We start from the raw sequence: 12,110 nt of genomic DNA on the forward strand, positions 1-12,110 counted from the left end.
GGACGCTGTAATGACCGCCATGACCCGTTGTCTGGATCGTCCTGGATTCATGCCACGTTTGTCTTCCCATCATCTGTCGCGCCCGCGCCTGAGCGAGCCACTGCTGGCGGCCGAGGCGCGGGTGAAATTGCTCTGCGCCCCGGCCGGCAGCGGCAAGAGCGCGTTGCTGGCCGAATGCGCATTGCAGGCGCCGGCCAGTGTCCAGGTCTATTGGTTGCCCCTGAATGGGCTCGCCCTCGATCCCCTCGACTTTTGTCAGCGCCTGGCCCAAAGCCTGGGCCTGGTGTTTGTCGATGAGAGCACGTTGGCAATGGACCTGAGCCGCTGGCAGTCTGCGGCCTGGCTGTTTCTTGATGATTATTGCCGGGTTCCCGCGCCCGCGCTGGACGCTTTGCTGGATCGTCTCCTGGTGGCCAGCAGCCCGGCGCTGACCTGGTGGTTGGGCGCGCGGCGCCGGCCGGCCTGCAATTGGCCGCGGTTGCTGCTCGATGATGAGTTGTGGGAGTGCACTGGCGCGGAACTGGCCTTTGACCGAGATGACGTCCAACGGCTCATCAGCCACCATGCGAATGCCGGGCAAACCGCTGACAAGGTGCTGCAGTTCAGCGCGGGCTGGTGCGCTGGCGTGCGTGTCGCCCTGCTGGAGGGTGATCATCCACCGGATAGCTGCGCCTGGCATGGACGATCCCAGACGCTGCTCGATTATCTGCAACACGAACTGTTCAGCACGTTGCCCGAAGAGTTGGAGGAGGCCTGGCGCGTGCTGGCGCACTTGCCACGGTTCAACCCGGCTTTGTGTGAGCACCTGTTCGGATGTGGTGACGGCGCCAGTCACCTGCGCAACTTGCAGGCGTTGGGCGCGTTTATCGAGCCCTGGGAAGACTCGCCGGACTGGTTGCAGGTGTTCGCGCCCTTGGCCCAATTGCTACGGGACGAACCCTGGCCGGCCAAGCGCTCCTGGCATCGGCGCGCCTGCCAATGGTTCACCGCCGCGGAGGACTGGCAGGCCGCTTTTGAACAGGCGTTGCTGGCGCAGGAATACGAAATGGCGGTCAGCTTGTTGCAACACTTCAGTTTTGAAGATCTGTTCCGCCAGCAAAATGCGGTGCTGTTGTTGCGCTTGCATGAGCAGCATGGGGATGAACTGCTGCTCGGCTCGGCGCAACTGGTGGGCCTGGTCACGGCCGCCCTGTTATTCGCCGGACGCTTCGATCGGGCGGCGCAATGCATCAACCAATTGGCGCGTTTCACCCCGCAACCCTCGGCTTCCTTGCAACGTCATCTGCTGGCGCGTTGGCAGGCGCAATGGGGTTGGTTGTTGCATCTGGATGGTGAAGCGACACGCGCCCGCGAGCACTTTCTCGAAGCCCTGGAGGATTTGCCGGACAGCGCCTGGACATCGCGCCTGATGTGTTTGTCCGGGCTGACCCAGCAAGCGCTGTTACGCGGCGAACTGGATGTCGCCCAAACGCTGAATCGCCAGGCGCTGTGCCTGGCGCGCGCCCATGGCTCCCTGCTGCTCGAAGCCGTGCTTGAATTGGATCACGCGCAATTGCTGGAACAGCGTGGTGCACCGTACCGGGCCCAGAGTCTGTTGGAAAATGTCCAGACCATGCTGGGTCAGCAACACCTCAAGGCGGGTCCATTGATGGGGCGGATCGCCCTGCGGCGTGGGCACCTGGCCTTGCGCCAAGGGCAGGATGAGCTGGCCGCTCAATGCCTCGCGTCAGGTTTGCAGATCTGTCAGCAGAGCCAGGACAAACGTGCGCTTTATGGCTTCCTCGGGCTCGCGATGCTGGCGGCCAACCAGGGTGATTACGCCCAGGCGTTTATCCAGTTGCGTGACGCCGAACGCCTGATGCAGCAGCGGCAAGTACCCGACACCGTGTACCGGGCCGTGTTGCTGTTGCTCAGTGGGCATTTCTGGCTGCAACAAGGGCGGGCCGAACTGACCCTGGAGGCGGTCAGCCGGGTGCTGCGCCACTTTCAAGGACCGAATGCCAAGCAGGCGCCGCCCGCTACCCTGGAGCTGATCCCCAGGCTTGAATACCTGTTGGTGCTGGCCCAGGTAAAACTGCGCTGCGCCGATCAACCCATACCTCGCCTTACGACCTTGCTGGAGGCCGCCCGCCAGCGCGGCATGCAGTGCCTGGAAGTGGAGTTGCATCTGGTCTTGGGGGAGGTGGCCTGGCAACAGGGCGATCGAGCCCTGGCGGTACGCTCATTGCAAACCGGCCTGGAACTGGCGGGGCGGTGTCAGGTGCAGCAGGCGATTCGCGAACTGCGCTTGCGTCAGCCGGGCTTGTTGAGCGAATTGGGGCTGGAGCCCCAGGAGCAGGTGGCGGTGACGGGAGATAATCCCCTCAGCCAACGCGAGCTGGAGGTGCTGCAACTGATTGCGTTGGGTAACTCCAACCTGGAAATCGCCGACCAGTTGTTCATCTCTCTGCACACGGTGAAAACCCATGCGCGCAGGATTCACAGCAAGTTGGGGGTGGAGCGACGCACCCAGGCCGTGGCCAAGGCCAAGACGCTGGGTCTGATGGGCTAAGGCTGGTAGCCCATGCGCCAACTCACCGCTTGGCTCGCGGCCAACAACTGCCTGGCCGCCGGCCCGTCTTCATCGGCGTGAAATAACGAGGTCGGCCCAACCACCGTCAGCACCGCCGCCACTTGCCCCATGGCGTTGAACACCGGGGCCGACAATGCGTCGACTCCAGGCATCAGCAAACCATGCACACAGTGCAGGCCGCGCTGGCGAATCTGTTCGCAGGTTTGCGCGTAAGCCTGATCGTCCGCCAGCGTATGCGCGATGCCGGCCTGGATCTCCTGGGCACGCAACTCCACGGTTTCCCGAGGCGCCAGGAACGCGCTGAATACCAGCCCTGTGGAAGAACTGAGCAGTGGCAGCACCGAGCCCAATTGTGTGACCACCGTGACTGCGCGCACGGCCGGTTCGATATGCACCACGGTCGGCCCCTGGTTGCCCCATACCGCCAGAAAGCAGGTCTCATTCAACTCATCGCGCAACTCCGCCAGCGGCAGGGCGGCGACTTTCAGCACGTCCATGCTGCCCAGCGCGGCGAGCCCCACGCGCAAGGCTTCGCGTCCCAGGCCGTAATGGTTGGTGGCGGCGTTCTGTTCGGCAAAGCCCGACGCAATCAACGCCTGCAAGTAGCGATGGACCTTACTGGCGGGCATCTGCACATGTTCGGCAAGGCGCGAGAGGGACGTGGCGGGCGACAGTTCGGCCAGGGCCTTGAGGATGTCGGTGCCGACCTCGGCCGAGCGGACTTTCTGTTTACCGGTGTCGCGGGTAGCGAGCGGCTTTTCCATGGAGGGCATGTATCTCAGGGACGAATGGCGGTCTTTATAGCTTGACGCTCCATACCAATCAAATTACGTTATGCGTAATTGGATTACGATAAAAATAACAACAGCCTGCGCAGGCTTCTTCAAGAGGGCGGCGCGGTGCTGTTCACTCCACTTGAGGAGGCGTCATGTCCCTTGATTCCTTGGCCTACCAATCGGGCTTTGGCAATGAGTTCGCCAGTGAGGCCTTGCCCGGCGCCTTGCCGGTCGGCCAGAACTCACCGCAAAAAACGCCCTACGGGCTGTACACCGAATTGCTCTCCGGCACCGCCTTCACCATGCTCCGCAGCGAGGCGCGACGCACCTGGTTGTACCGCATTCAGCCGTCGGCCAATCATCCGCCATTCGTCAAACTTGAGCGGCAACTGGCCGGAGGCCCATTGGGGGCCGTGACGCCCAATCGCCTGCGCTGGAACCCGCTGGAGATTCCCGGTGACGCGACCGACTTTATCGACGGCCTGGTCGGCATGGTCGCCAACACAGGCTCGGAAACCCCTACCGGCATCAGCATCTACCATTACCGCGCCACCCGTTCCATGGAACGGGTGTTCTTTAATGCCGACGGCGAGCTGTTGATCGTTCCCGAACAAGGCCGTCTGCGCATCGTCACTGAGTTGGGTGTGCTTGACGTCGAACCGCTGGAAATCGTGGTCGTGCCACGGGGCATGAAATTTCGCGTCGAGTTGCTGGACGGCGTGGCGCGCGGCTATGTCGCCGAAAACCATGGCGCACCGCTGCGCCTGCCCGACCTTGGGCCGATCGGCAGCAATGGCCTGGCCAACCCGCGGGACTTCCTCACGCCCGTGGCGCACTACGAAGACCTGTCGCAGCCGACGCCGTTGGTGCAGAAATTCCTCGGTGAACTCTGGGGTTGCACGCTGGACCATTCGCCGCTGAACGTCGTGGCCTGGCACGGCAACAATGTGCCTTACAAGTACGATCTGCGTCGTTTCAACACCATTGGCACGGTGAGTTTCGACCACCCGGACCCTTCGATCTTCACCGTGTTGACCTCGCCCACCAGCGTCCACGGTTTGGCCAACCTCGACTTCGTGATCTTCCCGCCGCGCTGGATGGTCGCCGAGAACACCTTCCGGCCACCGTGGTTCCATCGCAACCTGATGAACGAATACATGGGCCTGATCCAGGGCGCCTACGACGCCAAGGCTGAAGGCTTCCTGCCCGGCGGCGCGTCACTGCACAGTTGCATGAGCGCCCACGGCCCGGATGGCGAGACCTGTACCAAGGCGATCGCTGTCGACCTCGCACCCCACAAAATCGAGAACACCATGGCCTTCATGTTCGAGACCAGCCAAGTGCTGCGTCCGACCCAGTACGCCCTGGAGTGCTCGCAATTGCAAAGCAATTACGACGCTTGCTGGTCCTCGTTGCCGGCAACCTTCAATCCGAATCGGAGATAACCATGACTCAGTCCACCATCACCCGCAGTTGGGTGGCCTCCGCCAATGGTCACGCGGATTTCCCTCTGCAAAACCTGCCGCTCGGTGTGTTCAGCCTAGACGGCTCGGTGCCGCGTTGTGGCGTGGCCATCGGTGAGCATATCTTTGACCTGCAGGCCGCCCGGGACTGCTTTGACGGCGAGGCGCGACGCGCCGTCGACGCGACGGCCAGCGGCCGGTTGAATGAGTTTTTCGAGCTGGGACGCGGCCCTCGAGTGGCTTTGCGCGAGCGCTTGCTTGAATTGCTGGGCGAAGGCAGCAACCTGCAGGACCAACTGCAAGCACTGGGCGCCAAGGTGCTGCCGCTGGCTGCTGACTGCCAGATGCACATGCCGGCGAAAATCAACGATTACACTGACTTTTACGTCGGCATCGAGCATGCGCAAAACGTCGGCAAACTGTTCCGCCCAGACAACCCATTGCTGCCCAACTACAAGTATGTGCCGATCGGCTATCACGGCCGTGCATCGACAATCCGCCTGTCTGGCACCGAGGTGCGTCGGCCCAAGGGCCAAACCCTGCCCGCCGGGCAGACCGAGCCTGCGTTTGGCCCTTGTGCGCGACTCGATTACGAGCTGGAGCTGGGCATCTGGATCGGCCAGGGCAATGCCATGGGCGATTCGATTGCTATTGGCGACGCTGCCGATCACATCGCCGGTTTCTGCCTGCTCAACGATTGGTCGGCACGGGATATCCAGGCGTGGGAATACCAGCCGCTGGGGCCGTTCCTGTCGAAAAGCTTCATCACCAGTATTTCGCCGTGGGTGGTGACGGCCGAAGCCCTGGAACCCTTCCGCAAGGCACAACCGGCGCGTCCTGAAGGCGATCCACAACCGCTGTCTTACTTGCTGGACAAACGCGATCAAGCGGGCGGAGCGTTTGACATTGAACTGGAGGTATTGCTGACCACCGCCTCGATGCGCGAGCAGAACCTGCCGGCCCATCGCTTGACCTTGAGCAACACTCGGCATATGTACTGGACCGTCGCGCAAATGGTTGCGCACCACAGCGTCAACGGTTGCCAGTTGCAGGCCGGTGATCTGTTCGGTTCGGGCACCTTGTCAGGGCCGCAGGCCGGGCAGTTCGGCAGCCTGCTGGAAATCACCGAAGGCGGTAAAAAACCGATTGAACTGGCCTCGGGCGAGGTGCGCAAGTTCCTCGAGGACGGCGACGAAATCATCCTGCGCGCCCGTTGCAGCCGCGACGGTTTTGCTTCCATCGGTTTCGGCGAATGCCGCGGCACCGTGGTCGCGGCGCGCTAACCAGAGGTCAAGGGCATGCAACTCTATACTTACTACCGCTCCACTGCGTCCTATCGGGTACGGATCGCCCTGGCGCTCAAGGGCCTGGATTTCACCGCGGTGCCGATCAACCTGTTGGTGCCGGCCGGCGGTGCCAATCGCCAGCCGGAATATCTGGCGATCAACCCGCAAGGCCGTGTTCCGGCCTTGCGCACGCATGACGGCAAGCTATTGATTCAGTCGTCGGCGATCATCGAATACCTGGACGAACGGTATCCACAGCCACCGCTGCTCTCCAAAGATCTCGTGGCCCGTGCGCATGAACGGGCAGTGGCGTCGATCATCGGCTGTGACGTTCATCCGTTGCACAACTCCAGTACGCAGAACCTGTTGCGCCAGTGGGGGCATGACGAAACGCAACTGCTGGAATGGATCGGGCACTGGATCAGTCAGGGGTTGAGCACGGTGGAGCAGTTGATCGGCGATCAAGGGTTTTGCTTTGGCGAGCGCCCGGGGCTGGCCGATGCGTTTCTGATTCCGCAGCTGTATGCGGCCGAGCGCTTCAAGGTGTCGTTGGATGCCTACCCACGGATTCAGCGAGTGGCCGCTTTGGCGGCACAGCACCCAGCGTTTGTCCAGGCTCATCCGGCGAACCAGCCTGACACCCCATAACTCAAGGGCTACGCAGTCTGTTCCGTAGCCAGCGCGTGGAGTCACACCGAGTCGGCGCAAGTGCCGGGCATCCGGAATGCTGCGTCACAGGTGCTGCACGGTGTCGCTCCAGCTTACGCCAAGAGGCTCAGTGCACCACTGAATTGGGCGGCAGATGGCCCAGTCGCTCAGTCAAGCGCAAGCGTTGGACCGGGTCTTCGCTGAGCATCAGCGCATGTTCAAGATCGAAGCGCTCGGCATTCGGGCAGTCCAGGTGCTTATACAGACTGGCCCGCGCCAGGTAGTCGGCGGCGCTGGCATTTCCCAGTTCCAGCACCCGCTCGGCATCCACCAGGGCGGCGAGGTAGTTGTCGTTGGATAAGTGCAACTGACGCAGGTTACGTGACAGTCGTTGCAGGATAAGCCTGGGCTCGGCGGTGTGCAGGTGATCGGCTTGCAGCTTGAGGTTGGGGCCGTATTGGCGCTGTAGCAGCTCACGGCAGTCGTTGGGATACAGGCGTCGACCGCCGCAGGGATCAAGCAGATGATCGGCGCCGCTCACCCGCAGCAGGAAGTGTCCCGGAAAGTTGACGCCGACCATCGGAATGTCCAGGCGTTGCGCCAGCTCCAGTGCAATCAGCGCCAAGGCCAACGGCTGTCCGCGTCGGCGTTGCAGGACCTTGTCCAGCAGCGCGGCGGCGGGGCGCAACGGGGTGAAGTCATCCTGAGCGAAACCCAGGTCGTTCATCCGCCGCAGCAGTGGTTGCCCCAGTTCATCGGGGGCAAGCAAGGGCATGTCCAGGCTGACCTGTTGTTGTAACCCTTTGATCTCGGCCAGCAGCTTGTGCGGCTCGACGGCCGGATCATGTTCGGCAGCTATCCACAGCGCGGCCTCGAACAGCGCGGGAGGGGAGCAATCCAGACAGGCGAAAAAGGCTTGGCGGGGATTCATTGGGTTCTCCGGCAGATGCTTCGTTTTAGCCTTACTGCGAATATTCGTCCAGTGCCAGGGGCAGCGACCTCTTTGTTTATGTCGCAAACCCTGAAAAAACGGCGGGCTTATTCCTGCGTGTTTCGGCAGGTTTCCAGCGTCAGTTCTATACTTGGCGCCTACAATAGGTGATTCGGGAGCTTGACGATGTTTGCTCTCATGCACAGCAACCGCCTTGAATCGTTGCACCTGAGCGTCGACCCGGTGACCGGGTTGAGGGCGATCATTGCCATCCACAGCAGCCGCCGGGGTCCCGCCCTGGGTGGTTGCCGCTACCTCGCTTACCCCGATGACGAAAGTGCCGTGGCGGATGCTGCGCGCCTGGCCCAGGGCATGAGCTACAAGGCCGCCCTGGCTGGTCTGCCGGTGGGCGGCGGCAATGCGGTGATCATTCGTCCCGCGCATGTGGAAAGTCGGGCGGCCCTGTTCGAAGCGTTCGGTCGTTGTATCGAGCAGTTGGACGGTCGCTACGTCACCGCCATTGATAGCGGTACCTCCGTCGCCGACATGGATTGTATTGCCCAGCAAACCCGTTTCGTCACCAGCACTTCCGCAGCGGGTGATCCCTCGCCTCACGCGGCCATGGGCGTATTTGCCGGCATCCGCACCACCGCCATGGCTCGCCTCGGCAGCGATAATCTGGAAGGTTTGCGCGTGGCGATCCAAGGCCTGGGGAATGTCGGTTTTGCCCTGGCCGAACAACTGCACGCCGCAGGCGCCGAGTTGCTGGTGAGTGACATCGACCACGGTAAAGTGCAGTTGGCCATGGAACAGTTGGGCGCCCATCCGATTGCCAACGATGCCTTGCTCAGCACCCCCTGCGACATTCTCGCGCCTTGCGGCCTCGGCGCGGTGCTCAATCGCCAAAGTGTCGGGCAGTTACGTTGCGCAGCGGTGGCCGGTTCTGCCAGCGCGCAACTGACTCACCTGCAAGTGGCCGATCAGTTGGAAGGGCGGGGCATCCTCTACGCGCCGGACTACGTCATCAATTCCGGCGGCTTGATCTACGTCGCCCTCAAGCACGGCGGCGCGGAACTCGCCACCATCACTGCTCACCTGTCGAATATCGGCGCGCGTCTGACTGAGATTTTTGCCCACGCCCAGGCTGAAAAACGCTCACCCGCCCGGGTTGCCGATGAATTGGCGGAACGCTTGTTGTATCCGCCGTCAGGCAGCGTGTAAATCCCATGGTTTGGGGCGCCGTTGAACCAGGCCAAAGACACTCGGACGAGTGAATGATGGCGTCACTGATGCATTCAAATAAATACTTTTGCCGTGGGTTGGCTTTGGATGTTAAGCGCATGGGGCGGTGGTTGGACTCTCACTTCGCCAGTATCCCCGACAGGCGCAGATTCAGATTCATTAGGCCACTATCCCGGCTGTCTTTTTCCGTTTGCTATTACGTTCATTGTCCACCATACCCAAGGTGTACTGATGGCGCGTGAGCGCGCTCGTCCTGCCGCGACAATGCAGAAGAAGGGTCAATATGAGATGAACAGTAGTTTCGGCGGACGATTAAAAGAAATACGCCGCACGTTTCGGCTTTCTCAGCATGACTTTGGTGCACTCGGTGGCGTTGCAACGAATGCGCAAGGGAAGTATGAGAACGATAGCAGGCAGCCAAGGTCTGGTTACCTTGTGGCCATTTGGCGGCGAGGCGTCGATGTGCTGTATGTGCTTACCGGAGAGCGAACGGCTTCGAGCGCATACCCGCTGGGCGAGAGCGAAATTGCGCTGGTCGAAAACTACCGCAGATTGAATCCAACCGATCAGCGTACCGTCTGCATGATCCTCTCATCACTTCTGATCGATTCACAGTAACCGCCCCTCTAAAGGTATAGCCGGCAACCTATCGGTTAAAGCCATTCTCGCAGCATTCAAATGTTCACCTCCAGCATGCATCTGTTTGCTTGTGGGCTTACTCCATTAAGGATTAATAGCCGTGCGTCTTTCCAGTTTCCTGATCAGTAATATCGAGCCGATCCTTCAAGAGTGGGAGGACTTCGCGCGAACAATCCGTACGGATTGCTCACCGTTAGACTCCCTTGGATTGCGCGATCATGCCGAACTCATGTTGCGGGCGATTGCCGAGGATCTTCAAAGCTATCAGTCGGTGCACCAGCAGCTCGAAAAGTCCAAGGGACTGGTTGCCACCCAAGACGAATCGGCAGCACACCTGCATGCGATTACGCGACTGATGGCGGGTTTTACGGTAGAACAACTGGCCTCCGAATTCCGTGCGTTGCGTGCCAGCGTGATCAACCACTGGATGAAGCAAGTCAAGGCGGGCGAGGAATTTGAAGTGGATGACATGATCCGTTTCAACGAAGCGATTGATCAGGTGCTTGCGGAGTCGATAAGCAGCTACGCAGCCGCCGTGCAGGCTTCCCGGGATGTGTTCCTGGGCGTGCTGGGGCACGATTTGCGCACGCCGTTGAGCGCGATCCTGATGGGGGCGGATGTTCTTCTGCGCACTGATGAGTTGGGTTCCAGGACGACAAAAATTGCGTCGCGGATCTATACCAGCGTCAAACGCGCTTCACGCATTGTGGGAGACCTGCTGGATTTCACTCGATCACACTTGGGGCGCGGGATTCCCGTCAACCTTGTATCAATCGACATCGCACCGGTCTTTGAACGGATCGTCGAGGAGTCACGCGCTGTCTATCCAGATGCCAACATTGTGGTGATGAAGACTGAATATGCCGAAGGCGAGTTCGACAGTGCGCGCATGGAGCAGGTTTTCTCAAACCTGATCGGTAACGCACTGCAGCATGGCGCGGGTCATACGCCGGTCACCGTCAAGCTGGATGTATCGGATGAGCACCTTGTATTCAGTGTCCACAACTTCGGGAAAGCCATTCCCACAGACGTTCTACCGTTCATTTTCAGCCCGATGGGGCGCTATTCCCCCGAAGCGTTAGAGGAAAACGGACCTTACGCCAGTCTGGGCCTGGGCCTGTTTATCGTTGATCAAATAGTGAGCGCTCACGAAGGCCGCATCGAGGTCGCATCCGACCCTGAGCGGGGAACGACATTCAGGGTCGAAATTGCACTGAAAGTCTCTTCGGCCATGTGACACCGGGAGGTCTCGGGCCGAATTTGACCGGAGGCTCGCAAGCCACAGTGTTCCTGAAGGATCACTGTGGCTGATCCGAACGTGATTATCGGGCGCCCACGGGCGCACTGCTGCGGCGCAGGACCAGGACACCGCCAATCGCGGCGAGGATCGAACCGATCAACACCCCGACTTTGACTTCATCAATCAAATGAGCGGAACCGGCGAAGGCCAGGTTGCCAATGAACAAGCTCATGGTGAAGCCAATCCCGCACAGCAGGGCGACGCCGTAAAGCTGTAGCCAGCTGCTTCCTTCCGGCAACTTGGCCATGCCGAGGCGAATGGCCAAGGCCGCCAATAGAAAAATACCGATCTGTTTGCCGAGCAACAGGCCCAGCGCTACGCCCAGCGGAACCGGATCGACCAGGTTCGCCAAGGAGATACCGGACAGTGAAACACCGGCGTTGGCGAAGCCAAAAATCGGTACCACCGCGAACGCTACCCAAAAATGCAGTTTTTCTTCGAGGAAGAGCAAGGGCGAACGCGCCTCTTCCTCAGGTCGGCCCATCGGCACGCATAAGGCTACGGCGACTCCCGCCAGCGTGGCGTGCACACCCGATTGCAGCACGAAAAACCACAACACGCCCCCGACCAGGAGATAGGGAAAGAGACGTTTTACACCCAGTCGATTCATTGCAATCAGAACCAGCAGTGTCGCTAGCGAGGCCAGCAACATCGGCATGGAGAGTCCCGATGTGTAGAAAAAGGCGATGATCACCACCGCGCCAAGGTCGTCAATGATTGCCAGGGCCGCGAGGAATACCTTCAGCGAAGTCGGGACCCGTTTGCCCAGCAATGACAGCACGCCCAGTGCGAACGCGATGTCGGTAGCGGCTGGAATCGCCCATCCACCCAATGTCTCGGGATTACCCCAGTTGATGGCGACGTAGATCAACGCCGGGACCACCATGCCGCCCAAGGCACCGAACCCCGGCAAGGCACGTTGACCCCAGGTGGAAAGTCCGCCCGCAAGCACTTCTCTCTTGATTTCGAGGCCGACCATCAGGAAGAAGATCGCCATCAGGCCATCATTCACCCAATGTTCGACAGACATGCCCAGCCAGACAACACGCAAGGCATCGAAGTAAGTCTGGGAGAGCGGCGAGTTAGCCACAATCAACGCCGCCAGCGCTGCGCCCATCAGCACCAGTCCACCCGCGGATTCCGACGACAGGAAGCGGGCCAGAATGGCGGCAGCTCTAGGGGTTTCGGCTTTAGCTTGATGCTTGCTCATCAGCGTCCTTAGTGGAGTCCAAAAGGTAATATATTAACATCTG

At 60.6% G+C, this 12,110-nt stretch carries 10 protein-coding genes; 7 read left to right on the forward strand and 3 right to left on the reverse strand.

The window, feature by feature from the left end; genetic code table 11:
• Positions 1 to 10: 10 nt before the first annotated feature.
• Positions 11 to 2,551 carry a LuxR C-terminal-related transcriptional regulator gene (locus AC6CIA_RS18955; protein ID WP_498314174.1) on the forward strand — a complete coding sequence of 847 codons (2,541 nt, stop codon included), beginning with the start codon at positions 11 to 13 and terminating at the stop codon, positions 2,549 to 2,551.
• Here AC6CIA_RS18955 and AC6CIA_RS18960 read toward each other — a convergent pair.
• Positions 2,548 to 3,336: an IclR family transcriptional regulator gene (locus tag AC6CIA_RS18960; RefSeq protein WP_498314176.1), complete on the reverse strand. Its 789-nt coding sequence runs from the start codon at positions 3,334 to 3,336 to the stop codon at positions 2,548 to 2,550. The genes AC6CIA_RS18955 and AC6CIA_RS18960 overlap by 4 nt on opposite strands.
• 164 nt (positions 3,337 to 3,500) lie before the next feature.
• On the opposite strand from AC6CIA_RS18960, the gene hmgA reads away from it, so the two are divergent.
• Genes hmgA through maiA form a run of 3 tightly spaced genes read left to right on the forward strand, consistent with a single transcriptional unit; the run spans position 3,501 to position 6,745 of the window.
• The gene (hmgA, locus tag AC6CIA_RS18965) at positions 3,501 to 4,793 is read left to right on the forward strand and encodes a homogentisate 1,2-dioxygenase (RefSeq protein ID WP_498314177.1); all 1,293 of its coding nucleotides are present in this window, start codon (positions 3,501 to 3,503) and stop codon (positions 4,791 to 4,793) included.
• A 2-nt stretch (positions 4,794 to 4,795) separates the two neighbouring features.
• Entirely contained in the window at positions 4,796 to 6,094 is a 1,299-nt protein-coding gene (fahA, locus tag AC6CIA_RS18970) for a fumarylacetoacetase (RefSeq protein ID WP_498314179.1), read from the forward strand.
• A 15-nt stretch (positions 6,095 to 6,109) separates the two neighbouring features.
• Complete coding sequence (gene maiA / locus AC6CIA_RS18975; RefSeq protein WP_498314181.1) at positions 6,110 to 6,745, forward strand: maleylacetoacetate isomerase; 636 nt, start codon at positions 6,110 to 6,112, stop codon at positions 6,743 to 6,745.
• Between the two features lie 127 nt (positions 6,746 to 6,872).
• On the opposite strand, the gene AC6CIA_RS18980 is transcribed toward maiA, so the two are convergent.
• Entirely contained in the window at positions 6,873 to 7,676 is an 804-nt protein-coding gene (locus tag AC6CIA_RS18980) for a SirB1 family protein (protein WP_498314183.1), read from the reverse strand.
• 186 nt (positions 7,677 to 7,862) lie between these two features.
• On the opposite strand from AC6CIA_RS18980, the gene AC6CIA_RS18985 reads away from it, so the two are divergent.
• The 3 genes from AC6CIA_RS18985 to AC6CIA_RS18995 all read left to right on the forward strand — a co-directional run bounded on the left by AC6CIA_RS18985 (position 7,863) and on the right by AC6CIA_RS18995 (position 10,794).
• On the forward strand, positions 7,863 to 8,897 hold the full coding sequence (locus tag AC6CIA_RS18985) for a Leu/Phe/Val dehydrogenase (RefSeq protein WP_498314185.1): 1,035 nt from the start codon (positions 7,863 to 7,865) through the stop codon (positions 8,895 to 8,897).
• A 252-nt stretch (positions 8,898 to 9,149) separates the two neighbouring features.
• Positions 9,150 to 9,536: a helix-turn-helix domain-containing protein gene (locus AC6CIA_RS18990; protein WP_498314187.1), complete on the forward strand. Its 387-nt coding sequence runs from the start codon at positions 9,150 to 9,152 to the stop codon at positions 9,534 to 9,536.
• 121 nt (positions 9,537 to 9,657) lie between these two features.
• Positions 9,658 to 10,794: an ATP-binding protein gene (locus AC6CIA_RS18995; RefSeq protein ID WP_498314189.1), complete on the forward strand. Its 1,137-nt coding sequence runs from the start codon at positions 9,658 to 9,660 to the stop codon at positions 10,792 to 10,794.
• Positions 10,795 to 10,879: 85 nt separating this feature from the next.
• Here the strand turns inward: AC6CIA_RS18995 and nhaA are convergent, their stop codons facing one another.
• Positions 10,880 to 12,067, reverse strand: coding sequence for a Na+/H+ antiporter NhaA (nhaA, locus tag AC6CIA_RS19000; RefSeq protein WP_498314190.1), 1,188 nt, complete (start codon positions 12,065 to 12,067; stop codon positions 10,880 to 10,882).
• Between the last annotated feature and the right edge of the window lie 43 nt (positions 12,068 to 12,110).

The organism is Pseudomonas sp. GQ91 (assembly GCF_059758795.1).